Origin of the sequence: Aminobacter sp. BE322 (genome assembly GCF_050433525.1) — a bacterium.
Taxonomy (GTDB): domain Bacteria; phylum Pseudomonadota; class Alphaproteobacteria; order Rhizobiales; family Rhizobiaceae; genus Aminobacter.
In genome coordinates, this window is sequence record NZ_JBNPXB010000005.1 from 281,279 (window position 1) to 295,515 (window position 14,237).

Here is a 14,237-nt window from a genome sequence, read left to right on the forward strand (position 1 = left end):
CGCCGCGCCGGCGCGGCTTTGTTGCGGTCGGGCTTCAATTCCGCTAAGCGCAGCCTGTCAAACAGAGGTGCCGCGCGTGAGCAAGGACAGGGTCGACGTCGCCATCATCATGGGCAGCCAGTCCGACTGGGCGACCATGCGCCATGCCGCCGAACTGCTCGAGGTGCTGGGCATCCCGCACGAGGCGCGGATCGTTTCCGCCCATCGCACCCCCGACCGCCTCTACGAGTTCGCCAAGGGCGCCAAGGCTGCGGGCTTCCGCGTCATCATCGCCGGCGCCGGCGGCGCCGCGCACCTGCCCGGCATGGCCGCTGCCATGACCTCGCTGCCCGTGTTCGGCGTGCCGGTCGAATCGAAGGCGCTGTCGGGACAGGATTCGCTGCTTTCCATCGTCCAGATGCCGGCGGGCATTCCCGTCGGCACCCTTGCCATCGGCAAGGCGGGCGCGGCCAATGCGGCGCTGCTGGCCGCAGCGGTGCTGGCGCTGTCGGACGACGCACTCGCCCAACGGCTCGAAGAGTGGCGCGCCGCCCAGACCGCCCGTGTCGCCGAACGGCCGACGGACGAAGCGTGACGCCCCCCCTCCCCCTCGGCGCGACCATCGGCATCGTCGGCGGCGGCCAGCTCGGCCGGATGCTCGCCATGGCTGCCGCCCGCCTGGGCTACAGGACCATCGTGCTCGAGCCCCAGGCCGACTGTCCGGCGGCCCAGGTCGCCAATCGCCAGATCGCCGCCGCCTATGACGATCCCGCTGCCCTCGACGAACTCGCCGGCGCAAGCGCCGTCGTGACCTACGAGTTCGAGAACGTGCCGGTCGTGGCCGCCGAGCATCTTTCGCGCAGCGCACCGGTCTATCCGCCGGCGCGCGCGCTGGAGGTCTCGCAGGACAGGCTGACGGAGAAGACCTTCCTCAATGGCATCGGGATATCCACAGCCGGCTTCCGCCCTGTGGAAAACGACCAGGACCTCGCCGACGCCCTCCATGCCTTCGGCGGCAGCGGCATCCTCAAGACCCGCCGCATGGGCTATGACGGCAAGGGCCAGATGGTCTTCCGCAACATGACGACGGGCGGCTTCGACGGCACCTGCGCCTCGCTCGGCAACGTGCCGCTGATCCTCGAATCCTTCGTCGCCTTCGAGCGCGAGATGTCGGTGATCGCGGCGCGCGGCATCGACGGCAGCGTGACGGTCTTCGACCCCGCCGAGAACGTCCACAAAAACGGCATCCTGCACACCTCGACCGTGCCTGCCGCGATCGGCCCAGACACCGCAGAAGCGGCGCGCGACGCCGCCCAGCGCATCCTCTCGGCGCTCGACTATGTCGGCGTCATCGGCATCGAGTTCTTCGTCCTGCCCGACGGCTCGCTGCTCGCCAACGAAATGGCGCCGCGCGTGCACAATTCCGGCCATTGGACCGAAGCGGCCTGCACGGTCTCGCAGTTCGAACAGCATATCCGCGCGGTCGCGGGCCTGCCGCTGGGCGACGCCAACCGCCATTCCGACTGCGTGATGGAAAACCTGGTCGGCGACGACATCGACCGGGTGCCGTCGCTGCTCGCCGAGCCCGACGTCGCGGTCCATCTCTACGGCAAGGCCGAGGCCCGCCCCGGCCGCAAGATGGGCCATTTCACCCGCATTTCGCACATCCGGCGATGACAAGCCGGCCGGCCGACTGCGGCGCCGCAAAAGCGCTGCAGGAAAGGGCTGCGGAATGCCACGCCTGCGGTTGACTGGCCGCGACTCCTCGTCTATGAGCCAGACACACAAATTCGGGCGCGCTGTTTGGCGCGCTTTTGTTTCGGCCCGACTGATGGGCCCCATCGACGGGTCAGTGACATGAAGATCAAGAATTCGCTCAAAGCGCTCAAGGGCCGCCACCGTGACTGCCAGCTGGTTCGTCGCAAGGGCCGCATCTACATCATCAACAAGACCGCCCCGCGCTACAAGGCCCGCCAGGGCTGACGTAGGCCCGGCCGCCAGCGGCCGGCGCATCACGGCAATTTCAGTTTGACGTTCCCATGCGGGGGTCTAGAATTTCCGCATGCGGAGCGTTTTTGCCATTTGCGCCCTGGCCCTAGCGGCCAGCTTGTTGCCCCAGGGGGTATTGGCCGAAACGCCAAGCAGCGCGGCAGTGGCCAAGGCGGAGAACCCGCTGCAGGTCCTGTTTTCCGACCTCAAGCGGGAGCGCAACGAAAAAGCCGCCGAGCGCATCGCCAGCCGCATCTGGGATGAGTGGAACAAGTCCGGCAGCTCTTCCGTCGACCTGATGATGCTGTGGTCGCAGCAGGCCATCGAAGCCAAGAAATACGACGTCGCGCTCGATTTCCTCGACCAGATCGTCACGCTCGAGCCCAGCTATGCCGAAGGCTGGAATCGCCGCGCCACCGTGCACTTCCTGATGCAGAACTATCGCAAGTCGATGTCCGACATCGAGCACACGCTCGAACTCGAGCCCCGGCATTTCGGCGCGCTGTCGGGCATGGCCCAGATCATGACGGCGACCGGACGCGACGAACTGGCGCTCAAGGCATGGCAGCGCGTCCTCGACATCTACCCGATGCTGCGCAACGCCCAGAACGAGGTGTCGCGGCTGTCGGAAGAGCTGGCCGGCGAAGGAATTTGATAGGGGAATAGGGCAGTAGGGCAGTAGGGCAGTATGTGAACGTCACTGCCGCTGTCCATACCATACTTGCTGCCTTACTCCCCTACTGCCTTACTCCCCTATTCCCTTCCTACTCCCGAGCCGCATGAACATTCTCACCGCGATCCTGGTCCTGCTGCTTGCGCTGGTTCTGGCGCTTGCGGGCGCAACCCGCGTGGCATCGAGGCTGATCGAGCGACGCAACCCGCCGACGGGCAGCTTCGTCGACATCGCCGGCGCCGGGATCCACTACGTGCACGTGCCCGCACCGCCCGGCGGCGACCTGCCGGCACTTGTGTTCATCCACGGTGCGAGTGCCAATCTGAAGGACCAGATGCTGCCGCTGAGGCCACGGTTCGAAGGCCGCGCCGAGATGCTGTTCTTCGATCGGCCGGGCCACGGCTGGTCGGGCCGCGGGCGGGGCGACAGCGAGGACCCGACGGAGCAGTCGGCCACCATCGCGGCCCTGATGGACAGGCTCGGCATCGAGGAGGCGATCATCGTCGGCCATTCGTTCGGCGGCGCGGTGGCGGCGAGCTTTGCCCTCGAACATCCCGAAAAGACGCGTGGCCTGCTGTTCCTGTCGGCAGCGACGCATCCCTGGCCGGGCGGCGGCACCTCCTGGTACTACAGCTTGAGCGCCATGCCGGTGATCGGCCGCATCTTCGCGGAGACAATTGCCAACCCGGCCGGGCTGATGCGCATCGATGCCGCGACCACCAGCGTCTTCTCGCCCAACGCGGTGCCGCAAGCCTATGTCGACGACGCCTCGATCAAGCTGGTGCTGCGCCCGCAGGCATTCCGCGCGAATGCGATCGACGTCGAAGGGCTCTACCGCCACGTGCTGGCGGCAGCGCCGCGCTATCGCGACATCGGCGTGCCCACGGTGGTGATTTCAGGCGACGAGGATACGGTCGTCTACGAGGAGATCCATTCCGTCGGGCTCGCGCGCGACATTGCCGGCGCCGAACTCGTCTGGGTCAGGAACCTCGGCCACAAGCCGGACTGGGTGGCGCCGGAGCTTGTCGTGGCGGCCGTCGAAAAACTCGCCGGCCAGCCGCGCGACCTGCAGGCAACGGCCCGCGCCGTGGAGGCGAGGCTCGCCGGCGACGTGCATGCGGCAGGGTGCGTAAACGAGAAGGCGGAGGAGGATGGCAGTGGGGAATAGGGCAGTATGGGAAAAGCTCGGCCTACTGCCTTATTCCCCTACTGCCCTACTCCCCTCAATCTCACCTGCTTCCCTTGCCGCCCGGCCCGACATAGGCGATGCGCAGCATGTTGGTGGAGCCCGGCGTCCGCAGCGGCACGCCGGCCGTGATGATGATGCGGTCGCCCGCGCCGGCAAACCCTTCGTTGAACGCGACGTTGCAGGCGCGATCGACCATGTCGTCGAGATCCGCGGCATCGGGCGAGACGACGCAGTGCGTGCCCCACAGCAGCGACAGGCGGCGCGCCGTGTCGACGATCGGCGACAGCGCGATGATCGGCACCTGCGGCCGCTCGCGCGCCGCGCGCAGGCCGGTGGTGCCCGAAGCGGTGTAGGTGACGATCGCCGACAGCTTCAGCGTCTCGGCGATTTCGCGCGCGGCCAGCGAGATGGCGTCGGCGCCGGTGGGTTCCGGCTGCGAGCGCTGGGCGTTGATGATGCCCGGATAGGTCGGGTCCTTCTCGACCTGCTGGGCGATGCGGTCCATCGTCGCCACCGACTCGACCGGGTATTGCCCGGCGGCCGATTCGGCCGACAGCATGATGGCGTCGGCGCCTTCGAACACGGCGGTCGCCACGTCGGAGACCTCGGCGCGGGTCGGCACCGGTGCCGTGATCATCGATTCCAGCATCTGGGTGGCGACGACCACCGGCTTGCCGGCGCGGCGGGCGGCGCGGGTGATCTGCTTCTGGATGCCGGGGACCGCCTCGATCGGCATCTCGACGCCGAGGTCGCCGCGGGCGACCATCAGGGCATCGGACAGGTCGATGATCTCGGCGAGCCGGGCGACCGCCTGCGGCTTCTCGATCTTGGAGAGCAACAGCGCGCGCCCTTGCGCGATCTTGCGGGCCTCGGCGAGGTCCTCGGGGCGCTGGATGAACGACAGCGCCACCCAGTCGACGCCGGTTTCGAGCACCGCGTCGAGGTCCTTGCGGTCCTTTTCGGTCAGCGCACCGACCGGCAGGTCGGTATCGGGCAGGCTGACGCCCTTCTTGTCGGAAATCCTGGTGCCGGCGACGACCGTGCAGACGATCGACTTGCCGTCGGCCCTGGTTGCCTTGAGCTCGAGCTTGCCGTCGTCGATCAGCAGGCGATGGCCGGCCTGGACCGACTTGAGGATCTCGGGATGCGGCAGGTGCACGCGGCTCGAAGTGCCGAGCTCGGGATTGTCGTCGAGGGTGAACGTCTGGCCGACGGTCAGCTCTTCCTTGCCGTTGGCGAACTTGCCGACGCGGAGCTTGGGTCCCTGCAGGTCGGCAAGGATGCCGATCGGCCGGCCCACGTCGCCCTCGACCTTGCGGATGCGGCCGACCAGCGTGCGCATGGAGTCATGGTCGGTATGGCTCATGTTGATGCGGAAGACGTCGGCTCCCGCCGCGAAGAGCTTTCGGATCATCGCCTCGTCGGAGGAGGCGGGACCGAGTGTTGCGAGTATCTTGACCTTGCGGCTGCGTCTCATTGACCGTTCGTTCCCGAGGCGGCTGTGGCGCCGCCCGTTGCGGGTTCGTCGGTGAGCTGGACCATCCAGTTCGCCTGCTCGCCCGTATCGTATTCCTGGAAGCCGGCTCGCTGGAAACCGCGCGCCACGCAGTCGGTCACGCCGGCAATCTTGAACTCTTTCTCGGCCACGCACATGGTGATCGGACCGTCCCAGCGGCCGCCGCGCTCGGCATCTTCTGCATAGAGATAGTAAAACCTCGATGACAGCGGCCCTTCGATCAGCGTCTTGCAGGTCGAGCCTTCGATGTGCCACCAGCCCTCGGTGATCCAGCCGGTCTTGGCGCGATAGCCGATGCCGACGCCGACGAGGTTCTGCGTCGCGTTGCAGACGCGGAAATCGGCGCGGGCCGGCGTCGCGGCGACGGCTGTCATGAGCGGGATGGCGAGAAACAGGGAGAGCACTGCGACGGTTGAGCGCAGGCGCGGCCCCCCGACGATTCCCATCCCGATGCCCCTCTTCGACGTGTTCTGCATATTAGGTGCCCCTTTTCGGCAATGTCCGGGCGCATGTCAACGCGCGGCAATGCGCTTATCCAATCGATTTAGATGAGCGCGTCCCGCGTGATTTGCCGCCCCATCTGGCATATTCGAAAAAAGGTTGGCAAAACAACGGCGTTAGCACATATCCCCACTTCAGCGCCGGTCGCGCCAGCGCCCGCGGGACCGCCCAAGGACAAATTGCCGCCGATGACGCGAACAGCCCTTTTTGCCCCTTTCGACATCGTCGAAGGCGACCGCCGGCAAGGCCTCGTGCTGATTTGCGACCATGCCCGCCGCGACCTTCCGCAGGAATATGGCGATCTCGGTCTCCCGCCGGAGGAATTCGACCGCCACATCGCCTACGACATCGGCGCCGAACGGGTGACGCGCCGGCTGGCGGCGCTGCTCGGCGTACCGGCGGTGCTGGCCAATTTCTCGCGGCTCTTGATCGACCCCAACCGCGGCGAGGACGACCCCACCCTGATCCGCCAGCTCTATGACGGCTCGGTCATTCCGGGCAACTATCCGATGTCGGAGGACGAGCGCGAACGGCGCCTCGACAATTTCTACCGCCCCTACCACGACGCCGTCGGCGCCATGGTCGCCTCGGTGCACCAGAGCACCGGCACGGCGCCCTTCGTCCTGTCCATCCACTCCTTCACGCCGGTGATGCAGGGCCGCGCCAGGCCGTGGCATGCGGGCGTGCTCTGGGACATGGACCACCGCGCCGCCTGGCCGCTGATCGAGATGCTGGCCGAGGACCCTGCCCTGGTGGTCGGCGACAACGAGCCCTATGACGGCGCGCTGCGCGGCGACACCATGTTCCGCCACGCCATCGTCAACGGCTTCGCCCATGCCCTGATCGAGATCCGCCAGGACCTGATCGGCGACGAGGCCGGCGCCACAGCCTGGGCCGGACGGCTGGAACCCATCGTTGACGCCATCAACCGGCGACCCGATATACACGAGGTCAGGCAATTCGGCTCGCGCACCGGGCCGCTGTGAAGGAGGACAGGATGGTCGATCTCACCGAGGCGCAGAAGCGCGATTTCGAGGCAGCCGCCTTCCGCCGCCTGCTCGAGCACCTGAGCGAGCGTTCGGACGTCCAGAACATCGACCTGATGAACCTCGCCGGCTTCTGCCGCAACTGCCTGTCCAACTGGTATCGCGACGCCGCCGGCGCGGCCGGCGTGGAGCTTTCCAAGGAAGCGTCGCGCGAGATCGTCTATGGCATGCCCTATGCCGAATGGCAGGCGAAGCACCAGCGCGAGGCGACCGACGCCCAGAAGCAGGCCTTCGAGACCAATCGCCCGAAGGACCACTGAACGACCGTTTCCGCGGCGATGTGTCGGTTGCGCCACGGCTTGCCCTTGACCCTCCACGCATCATGAGGCATCGAACCCGCCGAAATTCCGTGGCGCACGACTCAGCGCCTTTTCCAGCCACAAGTTTGCGGAGTGCCCCATGGCCGACGAAATCACCGAGACCAGCCAGACAGTTGCCGCCGGCCAGCTGCGCGCCTTCATCGAGCGCATCGAGCGCCTCGAGGAAGAGAAGAAGACCATCGCCGACGACATCAAGGACGTCTACGCCGAGGCCAAGGGCACCGGCTTCGATACCAAGGCGATCCGCACGCTGATCCGCCTGCGCAAGCAGGACCAGAACGAGCGCGCCGAAGAAGAGTCGATCCTCGACCTCTACAAGGCCGCGCTCGGCATGGTCTGAGGCCCGCGCTTCGAAGCGAAAAGAAAAACGCCGGCAGCGATGCCGGCGTTTTTCGTCGTGGGTGGTCCTGCCAGTTGCCGCTACACCGCCATCGCCATTTCGACGCTGCGCGGGGAGAAGATGGCCCGGCCGGGGTCGAGATCGTACTGGCCCTCGTAGCGCGCGGCGTCGCCTGCGAGCTGGGCGACCGAATCCAGGATGAAGGCGATCTTGTCCTCGCTGAGCAGGACGCTGAAGTTGAGCCGGGTGAAGCCGGGCTTCTTCATCTCGTCGCCGGCAAGGATTGCCGCGCGCATCCGCTCCGACTCCTCCTCGCCGATGGCGAGCAGCCGATGCACATAGGGGCCGGCGCAGGCGCAGCCGCCGCGCGCCTGGATGCCGAACCGGTCGCTCAGCATCCGGGTGACGAGCTGCTGGTGAACGTAGCCGCCCTGGCCGTTGCGCACCCGGAACGAGAAGATCGGCAGCCGGGTTGGTTCGAGCGAGCCCAGCAGTTCCAGCCGATCCACGCCCTGCCAGGCCGCGACCGCGCGCCGGGTGAGCTCGGCGTTGCGCGCCTGCATGGCGTCGACACCGATCGCCTCCTTGACCAGGAAGGCCAGCGCGGCACGGATGTCGCCGACGACGTTGGGGGTGCCCGCCTCCTCGCGCGTTTCGAGGCTGTCGCTGTAATCGTGCGCCGTCGACGAGACGAATTTGACGGTGCCGCCGCCCGGCCAGGACGGCCTGGTGGTCGTCACCGCATCGCGGCGAACGATCAGCACGCCCGACGCACCCGGCCCGCCGATGAACTTGTGCGGCGAGACGACGAGCGCGTCGATCTCGGCGCCTTCGGCAGGCGACATGGCGATGGGGAGATAGGGTCCGCCGCCCGCATAGTCCCACACCGCCTTGGCGCCTGCGGCCTTGATCCTGCGGGTGACGCCGGCGACGTCGGTGATGATGCCTGTGACGTTGGAGGCGGCGGAAAAGGCGCAGACCTTGAGGTCGGCTTCGACCGCGAGCGCCGCATCGAGCATTTGCAGATCGGGCCCGCCCGACGCGGCCTCGGCGATCTCGATCACCTCGGCGCCGCTTTCGCGCCAGGGCAGGATGTTCGAATGGTGCTCGTAGGGCCCGATGATGACGCGCACGCGCTTGCCCTGCGCCATCGCATCGGCGACGCCGAGCAGCTTGACCAGCCGGTTGAGGCCCGCCGTGGCACCCGAGCCGGCGAAGACGACGGCGTGTTCCCTGGTGGCGCCGCAGCAACCGGCGATGACCGCGCGCGCTTCGCGGCGCAGGCGCGTCATGAAGCCGCCGCAGTAGGAGGCCTCGGTATGGCTGTTGGCGTAGTAGGGCAGCACTTCCTCGAGGATGAAGCGCTCGATCTGCATCAGCGCCCGACCGGAGGCGACGTAGTCGGCATAGACGAGCGTCCTGGCGCCGAACGGCCCTTCGATCCTGGCGTTCTGGCCGACCAGCCCGGCCTGCAGCGCCGATACCGTATCGCCGGCTGCAAGGCTCTCCCTGAACCCATGCAGCAAACCGGTGGTGCCAGACATTTCGCGTGCTCCTCTTCCAGAAACCGTTCCCGACGGTATGGACGAAGAGTCTAATCGCGTTTCAGTGGAGAAACCTTATCGTTTTCTCACGACAGCGCCGGCAATTTGTGTCATCTGATTGCCAGAATGGAAAAGATTGATGAAATTGATCGCAAGATCCTGTCGTGCCTCCAGAAGGACGGCTCGATCTCGCAGCGTGATTTGGCCGAGCGCGTCGGGCTGTCGCAAAACGCCTGCTGGCGGCGGCTGCAGCGGCTCAACACCACCGGCCTGATCCGCGGCACCCATGCCGACATCGACGTGGCGGCGCTGGGCTACGACCTCACCGTCTTCGTGATGATCCGCACCCGCCACCATTCCAAGGAATGGGCCGACGACTTCCGCAAGCATGTGGAGCGCCTGCCGGAGGTGATCGACTTCTACCGCATCGGCGGCGACTGGGACTACCTGATCAAGGTCGTGACGCGGGGCATGGGGGGATACGACGCCTTCTACCAGAAGCTCATCACCAATTTCGACCTGGCGACGGTGACCGGCTTCTTCTCCATGGAAGCTATCATCGACAACCGCGCCGCCGACCTGAACCGGCTGAAATGAGACCGTGGCTCCCGGGAGGCAATTCCGCTGCAAGGCAATGCATGACGGCGGGAACCGGAATGCTTCGCAATCGTTCACCTTGTTGCAGAACAAGACTTTTGGCGCACTTGTAAAGACGAGTAATATGATGCCCTAATCGGGTGGTAGGCTGTTGCAAGTGCGGCAACAGCATGGGGTCAGGCCATGACGGATACCGGGCGGCTTCATCCTTCGGACAATGCGGGGCCCGTCGGCGGCGGCCTTGCGGCGTTCTTCTTGCGCCGCTGGCACGGCGAAGTGTCGCTCGGCCAGCTGTTCTGGCGCGACATGATCGGTGTCGGCAGCCTGATCAACGTCGCCACGACGGTCGTGGCCCTGCTCATCCTCGCCGCGAAGCTGCCGATATGGTGGGCGTTTGCGGTGCATCTCGCGCCGCTGCCCTACAACCTGTTCCTCTATGGCAGCGTGCTCAGGACCGCCGACACGACCGCGGCGCCCAACGCCAACACGTTGAAGCTGGGCGCAACGCTGTGGATCGTCCTCGCCAGCCTGCTCTAGGGATTAGCTAGCCGGCTCGAAGTTCAGCGCGACCCCGTTGATGCAGTAGCGCAGCCCGGTGGGCGGCGGACCGTCGGGGAAGACGTGGCCGAGATGGCTGCCGCAATTGGCGCAATGCACCTCGGTGCGCATCATGCCGTAGCTGCGGTCGACAGTGGTTTCGACCGACCCGTCGACCGGGTCGTTGAAGCTCGGCCAGCCGGTGCCGCTCTCGAACTTGAGCTTGGATTCGAACAGGGGCTGGTCGCAGCCGGCGCATTTGAAGGTGCCGGCGCGCTTCTCATAAAGCAGCGCGCAGCTTCCCGGACGCTCGGTGCCGTGGTGGCGCATCACCTGGTACTGCTCGGGCGTGAGCAGCGCGCGCCATTCGGCGTCGGTGCGGGTGACGGGATAGGTCTTGCTGTCCATGCTCATGGTCTCCCACGCTCAAATGTCTTCATCGCACAGATAGGTACGAGCGCTCTTGCGCGACAGTGCATCACTTCACGGTGAACGCGGCAGCTCGTCAATGCCTGCGCGACAGTTCCTTCGTCGCGGCTTCCAGGCCCGCCAGGGTCAGCGGGTACATGCGGTTGGCGAAGATGTCCGAGATCATCTTGATCGAGCTCGTATAGCTCCAGTGCTTCTCCCGGGTCGGGTTGAGCCAGACGGCGTTCGGCCACTGGTCGAGCACGCGGCGCAGCCACACCGCCCCCGGTTCGGGGTTCCAGTGCTCGACCGAGCCGCCGGCATAGGCGATCTCGTAGGGGCTCATCGAGGCGTCGCCGACGAAGATCACCTTGTAGTCGTGGCCGTATTTGTGCAGCACGTCGAGCGTCGGCAAGACCTCGGCATGACGGCGGCGGTTGTCCTTCCACACGCCTTCGTAGAGGCAATTGTGGAAGTAGAAATATTCGAGCTGGCGGAACTCCGCCCGCGCCGCCGAGAACAGTTCCTCGACGCTCCCGATGTGGTCGTCCATCGAGCCGCCGACGTCGAAGAACATCAGCAGCTTCACCGCGTTGCGCCGCTCGGGGCGCGTCTTCACGTCGAGATAGCCGTGATCGGCGGTGGCGTGGATGGTGCCGGGCAGGTCGAGCTCTTCCTCGACGCCCTCGCGCACCCAGCGGCGCAAACGCTTGAGCGCCACCTTGATGTTGCGCGTGCCGAGTTCGACCTGGTCGTCGAAATTGCGGAACTCGCGCTTGTCCCACACCTTGACCGCGCGACGGTGGCGGCTTTCGTGCTGACCAATGCGCACGCCCTCGGGATTGTAGCCATAGGCGCCGAAGGGCGAGGTGCCGACGGTGCCGATCCATTTGGACCCGCCCTGGTGGCGGCCCTTCTGCTCCTCGAGCCGCTGCTTCAGCGTCTCCATCAGCTTGTCGAAGCCGCCGAGCGCCTCGACCAGCTTCTTCTCCTCGTCGGTGAGGGTTTTTTCGGCGAGCCTGCGCAGCCACTCCTCGGGGATGTTGGCGGCATCGACGCCGCCCTCGCCCGACACCGCCTCCACGCCCTTGAAGTAATGGGAAAAAACCTGGTCGAAGCGGTCGATGTGGCGCTCGTCCTTCACCAGCGCCGCGCGGGCGAGATAGTAGAAGCCCTCGACGTCATAGCTGACGAGGTCCGCGTCGAGACCTTCGAGCAGGGTCAGGTATTCGCGCAGCGACACCGGAACCTTGGCCGCCTTGAGCTCGAGGAAGAAGGGTATGAACATGCCGGCACTTTGCTTGCGCGCGCGCCGGCAGGCAAGTGCATCGAAGCCGCGGCGTCCGCGCAACCCCGGCCAAAGGTTCGACCTTCGGCAAGGTTGCAACAGCTGGAATCTAATTAAAGTAAAAATCGGATTCAGTCTTTCTTGGTAATTTCCCGTTAGCAAATCCCGTCAGTGGGGAAGCGGGGGCGAGTCTGCCTTCGGCCCGAGTTGCTTTTGCGTACGGGTATCATGCGTTTTTCAACCGCGTCTGCGATCATTCTCGCCAGCATGGCCCTGGCAGGCTGCACTTCGAGCCTGGGGCTGGGCGACATCATGTCGTCGGCGCCATCCAGGGAAACGACCAGTTCCATCGCGCGGCCGGCGAGCCCGATCCCCGCGGCCGACGTCGCTGCAGCGCCGGCGGCTCCGACCCCGATGGTGCAGCAGGCGATGGCCGCGCCGATGCCGCGGCAGGGGCTGCTGGCGCCGGTGCCGGAGGCCGTCGTGACGGAAGCGCCGGTCCAGGTGGCGATGGCGGCACCACGGATCGAACTCGACGATATCCCGACCCCGGACGCCAAGCCGATCGCGCTGGTCTCGCCGTCGAACCCGATGCGCGCCACACCGTTCGCGCCCGGCCAGATCTACGGCCGCCGCTTCCGCGACGCCAAGCCGATCAACTTCGGCAAGTCCATGTCGCCCAAGAACTTTGCCGTGCACGGCGTCGACGTGTCGCGCTGGCAGGGCGAGATCGACTGGCCGAAGCTGAGGACGCAGGGCGCCAACTTCGCCTACATCAAGGCCACCGACGGCGGCGACCACCTCGACCCGATGTTCAAGGAGAACTGGCGCGAGGCGGGGGCCGCCGGCCTGCGCCGCGGCGCCTATCACTTCTTCTACTGGTGCCGCACCGCCGGCGAGCAGGCCGACTGGTTCATCCGCAACGTGCCGAGGGTCGAGGGCGCGCTGCCGCCGGTCATCGACGTCGAATACAACGGCGAGTCGAGCTGCAAGCGGCGCCTGTCGCGCGAGACGATCATCGAGAAGATGCAGGTCTTCATGGACAGGCTGGAGCGCTATTACGGCCAGCGCCCGATCATCTACACGGCCCCCGACTTCTACCGCGACAACCTCCAGGGCGAATTCCTCGACTACCCGTTCTGGCTGCGCGCCGTGGCCCAGCCGCCTTCGAAGGTCTATCCCGGCCGCAAATGGGTGTTCTGGCAGTATTCGGGTTCGGGCCTCTCCCACGGCGTCGAAGGCAAGATCGACCTCAACGTCTTCTACGGCAACGAGGACACCTGGAACGCCTGGCTGGCGAAGGCGACGAGCTGAGGCTCGCCGCCGCAGCTCGAATGGGCCAGCCTAGAGCAGGTCGTATTCGATGAAGCCGGTGCGCCGCGCCACGCGGTCGTAGAGCTTGCGCGCCGTGGCGTTGGTCTCGTGGGTCATCCAGTAGACGTTGGTGACGCCGGCCTTGGCCGCTTCCTGCCTGACGGCCTCGATGAGGGCCGCGCCCACCCCCTTGCCGCGCGCCGCCGGATCGGCGAACAGGTCCTGCAGATAGCAATTGTTGGCCTCGGACCAGCCCGAGCGGTGGTAGAGATAGTGCGTCAGGCCGACCGCCTCGCCGCCGACGACGGCGATCAGGCCCTTGGGCTCGAACTCGCCGTCGCTGAACAGGCGCTTCCAGGCGAGCTGGTACATCTTCTCGGGCAGCACCGTGTTGTAGAAATCGAGATAGGCGGTCCACAGGCGACGCCAATCCTCATGGTCGGCAAGCGCGAGCGGGCGGATGGTGATGTCGGTCATGGCCTTGCCTTCCGTGAATGTGTCGGTCGCACTGCAAACTGCCCGAGCCCGACCGCGCGGCCAACGGTCCACGGCGCGGGAAAGCGCTGGCCGGGTTGTGCTCCACAGCGGTCTCCGGCAGGCGGATGAGTTTATACCCCCACCCCTAACCCCTCCCCACTGTTTGGACCGGGGACATCGCGAACAGGTATGCGAAGACATCGCGAACAGGTTTGCACTCTATCGAGGCAGGGCATTGAGGTCGATGGTTTGTATTTTCTGATGTCTGAACCAGGCTTCGAAGACGCCGTCGGTGGCGGTCGGGCGAAAGGCGACGGATTTGCCTGCGAAGGCCCTGCACAGGCGCAAGGTGCGGCCGAGGATGGAGACGAAGCCATGCTGCTGGACGCGGCGGATGAGATCGTCCCTGTCGTAGTCGAACGGCTCGGCGGTGTCGCGATAGGGGCGCAGGGAGACGTGGTAGCGGTCGAGCGGCACGGCGCCACCCAGTGCCTGGTGCGGCCGCTGCGCATTGTAGAC

Annotated in this window: 17 protein-coding genes and 1 pseudogene; 11 read left to right on the forward strand and 7 right to left on the reverse strand. The window is 66.2% G+C overall.

Annotated elements, in window-relative coordinates; translation table 11 throughout:
* Positions 1 to 109: 109 nt before the first annotated feature.
* From purE to J2X50_RS11020, 5 genes are all read left to right on the forward strand, one after another.
* Positions 110 to 574, forward strand: coding sequence for a 5-(carboxyamino)imidazole ribonucleotide mutase (gene purE, locus J2X50_RS11000; protein WP_429094784.1), 465 nt, complete (start codon positions 110 to 112; stop codon positions 572 to 574).
* Positions 571 to 1,656: a 5-(carboxyamino)imidazole ribonucleotide synthase gene (locus tag J2X50_RS11005; RefSeq protein WP_429094735.1), complete on the forward strand. Its 1,086-nt coding sequence runs from the start codon at positions 571 to 573 to the stop codon at positions 1,654 to 1,656. The genes purE and J2X50_RS11005 overlap by 4 nt, the downstream gene beginning before the upstream one ends.
* A 180-nt stretch (positions 1,657 to 1,836) precedes the next feature.
* Positions 1,837 to 1,962 (forward strand): type B 50S ribosomal protein L36, encoded by a 126-nt coding sequence (ykgO, locus tag J2X50_RS11010; protein WP_018429929.1) that lies wholly within the window; start codon positions 1,837 to 1,839, stop codon positions 1,960 to 1,962.
* Between the two features lie 79 nt (positions 1,963 to 2,041).
* Positions 2,042 to 2,623, forward strand: a complete 582-nt coding sequence (locus J2X50_RS11015) for a tetratricopeptide repeat protein (protein WP_429094737.1) — start codon at positions 2,042 to 2,044, stop codon at positions 2,621 to 2,623.
* 124 nt (positions 2,624 to 2,747) lie between these two features.
* On the forward strand, positions 2,748 to 3,809 hold the full coding sequence (locus tag J2X50_RS11020; RefSeq protein WP_429094739.1) for an alpha/beta fold hydrolase: 1,062 nt from the start codon (positions 2,748 to 2,750) through the stop codon (positions 3,807 to 3,809).
* A gap of 61 nt (positions 3,810 to 3,870) precedes the next feature.
* Here J2X50_RS11020 and pyk read toward each other — a convergent pair whose 3' ends face one another.
* Together pyk and J2X50_RS11030 are read right to left on the reverse strand one after the other, a co-directional pair.
* A complete protein-coding gene (pyk, locus tag J2X50_RS11025) occupies positions 3,871 to 5,307 on the reverse strand; it encodes a pyruvate kinase (RefSeq protein WP_429094740.1) in 1,437 nt (478 codons plus the stop codon).
* Entirely contained in the window at positions 5,304 to 5,792 is a 489-nt protein-coding gene (locus J2X50_RS11030; RefSeq protein WP_429094742.1) for a DUF1036 domain-containing protein, read from the reverse strand. The genes pyk and J2X50_RS11030 overlap by 4 nt, the downstream gene beginning before the upstream one ends.
* 243 nt (positions 5,793 to 6,035) lie before the next feature.
* Here J2X50_RS11030 and J2X50_RS11035 point away from each other — a divergent pair, with 243 nt between their 5' ends.
* From J2X50_RS11035 to J2X50_RS11045, 3 genes are all read left to right on the forward strand, one after another.
* Positions 6,036 to 6,833 carry an N-formylglutamate amidohydrolase gene (locus J2X50_RS11035; protein ID WP_429094744.1) on the forward strand — a complete coding sequence of 266 codons (798 nt, stop codon included), beginning with the start codon at positions 6,036 to 6,038 and terminating at the stop codon, positions 6,831 to 6,833.
* Positions 6,834 to 6,844: 11 nt separating this feature from the next.
* Complete coding sequence (locus J2X50_RS11040) at positions 6,845 to 7,153, forward strand: DUF1244 domain-containing protein (protein WP_429094746.1); 309 nt, start codon at positions 6,845 to 6,847, stop codon at positions 7,151 to 7,153.
* 139 nt (positions 7,154 to 7,292) lie between these two features.
* Positions 7,293 to 7,553, forward strand: coding sequence for a DUF2312 domain-containing protein (locus J2X50_RS11045; protein WP_340037864.1), 261 nt, complete (start codon positions 7,293 to 7,295; stop codon positions 7,551 to 7,553).
* Positions 7,554 to 7,633: 80 nt separating this feature from the next.
* Here the strand turns inward: J2X50_RS11045 and J2X50_RS11050 are convergent, their stop codons facing one another.
* A complete protein-coding gene (locus tag J2X50_RS11050; RefSeq protein WP_429094748.1) occupies positions 7,634 to 9,097 on the reverse strand; it encodes an aminotransferase class V-fold PLP-dependent enzyme in 1,464 nt (487 codons plus the stop codon).
* 126 nt (positions 9,098 to 9,223) lie between these two features.
* Between J2X50_RS11050 and J2X50_RS11055 the strand changes: the two genes are divergently transcribed.
* Positions 9,224 to 9,694 (forward strand): Lrp/AsnC family transcriptional regulator, encoded by a 471-nt coding sequence (locus tag J2X50_RS11055; RefSeq protein ID WP_429094750.1) that lies wholly within the window; start codon positions 9,224 to 9,226, stop codon positions 9,692 to 9,694.
* 183 nt (positions 9,695 to 9,877) lie between these two features.
* Positions 9,878 to 10,231, forward strand: a complete 354-nt coding sequence (locus tag J2X50_RS11060) for a hypothetical protein (RefSeq protein ID WP_429094752.1) — start codon at positions 9,878 to 9,880, stop codon at positions 10,229 to 10,231.
* 3 nt (positions 10,232 to 10,234) lie between these two features.
* Here J2X50_RS11060 and msrB read toward each other — a convergent pair whose 3' ends face one another.
* Both msrB and J2X50_RS11070 read right to left on the reverse strand, forming a co-directional pair.
* A complete protein-coding gene (gene msrB / locus J2X50_RS11065) occupies positions 10,235 to 10,639 on the reverse strand; it encodes a peptide-methionine (R)-S-oxide reductase MsrB (RefSeq protein WP_429094754.1) in 405 nt (134 codons plus the stop codon).
* A 97-nt stretch (positions 10,640 to 10,736) separates the two neighbouring features.
* Positions 10,737 to 11,927 (reverse strand): vWA domain-containing protein, encoded by a 1,191-nt coding sequence (locus J2X50_RS11070; RefSeq protein ID WP_429094756.1) that lies wholly within the window; start codon positions 11,925 to 11,927, stop codon positions 10,737 to 10,739.
* A gap of 228 nt (positions 11,928 to 12,155) precedes the next feature.
* Here J2X50_RS11070 and J2X50_RS11075 point away from each other — a divergent pair, with 228 nt between their 5' ends.
* The gene (locus tag J2X50_RS11075) at positions 12,156 to 13,241 is read left to right on the forward strand and encodes a glycoside hydrolase family 25 protein (protein WP_429094758.1); all 1,086 of its coding nucleotides are present in this window, start codon (positions 12,156 to 12,158) and stop codon (positions 13,239 to 13,241) included.
* A gap of 30 nt (positions 13,242 to 13,271) precedes the next feature.
* Here J2X50_RS11075 and J2X50_RS11080 read toward each other — a convergent pair whose 3' ends face one another.
* A complete protein-coding gene (locus tag J2X50_RS11080) occupies positions 13,272 to 13,718 on the reverse strand; it encodes an N-acetyltransferase family protein (RefSeq protein ID WP_429094760.1) in 447 nt (148 codons plus the stop codon).
* A 219-nt stretch (positions 13,719 to 13,937) separates the two neighbouring features.
* Positions 13,938 to 14,237, reverse strand: a pseudogene (locus J2X50_RS11085) (IS481 family transposase); the annotation flags it as partial.

Bases quoted from the DNA above. Each gene is read 5' to 3' on its own strand.
- purE (WP_429094784.1), top strand. From the start codon at position 110: ATGGGCAGCCAGTCCGACTGGGCGACCATGCGCCATGCCGCCGAACTG.
- ykgO (WP_018429929.1), top strand. From the start codon at position 1,837: ATGAAGATCAAGAATTCGCTCAAAGCGCTCAAGGGCCGCCACCGTGAC.
- J2X50_RS11015 (WP_429094737.1), top strand. From the start codon at position 2,042: ATGCGGAGCGTTTTTGCCATTTGCGCCCTGGCCCTAGCGGCCAGCTTG.
- J2X50_RS11020 (WP_429094739.1), top strand. From the start codon at position 2,748: ATGAACATTCTCACCGCGATCCTGGTCCTGCTGCTTGCGCTGGTTCTG.
- pyk (WP_429094740.1), bottom strand. From the start codon at position 5,307: ATGAGACGCAGCCGCAAGGTCAAGATACTCGCAACACTCGGTCCCGCC.
- J2X50_RS11030 (WP_429094742.1), bottom strand. From the start codon at position 5,792: ATGGGAATCGTCGGGGGGCCGCGCCTGCGCTCAACCGTCGCAGTGCTC.
- J2X50_RS11035 (WP_429094744.1), top strand. From the start codon at position 6,036: ATGACGCGAACAGCCCTTTTTGCCCCTTTCGACATCGTCGAAGGCGAC.
- J2X50_RS11040 (WP_429094746.1), top strand. From the start codon at position 6,845: ATGGTCGATCTCACCGAGGCGCAGAAGCGCGATTTCGAGGCAGCCGCC.
- J2X50_RS11045 (WP_340037864.1), top strand. From the start codon at position 7,293: ATGGCCGACGAAATCACCGAGACCAGCCAGACAGTTGCCGCCGGCCAG.
- J2X50_RS11050 (WP_429094748.1), bottom strand. From the start codon at position 9,097: ATGTCTGGCACCACCGGTTTGCTGCATGGGTTCAGGGAGAGCCTTGCA.
- J2X50_RS11055 (WP_429094750.1), top strand. From the start codon at position 9,224: ATGGAAAAGATTGATGAAATTGATCGCAAGATCCTGTCGTGCCTCCAG.
- J2X50_RS11060 (WP_429094752.1), top strand. From the start codon at position 9,878: ATGACGGATACCGGGCGGCTTCATCCTTCGGACAATGCGGGGCCCGTC.
- msrB (WP_429094754.1), bottom strand. From the start codon at position 10,639: ATGGACAGCAAGACCTATCCCGTCACCCGCACCGACGCCGAATGGCGC.
- J2X50_RS11070 (WP_429094756.1), bottom strand. From the start codon at position 11,927: ATGTTCATACCCTTCTTCCTCGAGCTCAAGGCGGCCAAGGTTCCGGTG.
- J2X50_RS11075 (WP_429094758.1), top strand. From the start codon at position 12,156: ATGCGTTTTTCAACCGCGTCTGCGATCATTCTCGCCAGCATGGCCCTG.
- J2X50_RS11080 (WP_429094760.1), bottom strand. From the start codon at position 13,718: ATGACCGACATCACCATCCGCCCGCTCGCGCTTGCCGACCATGAGGAT.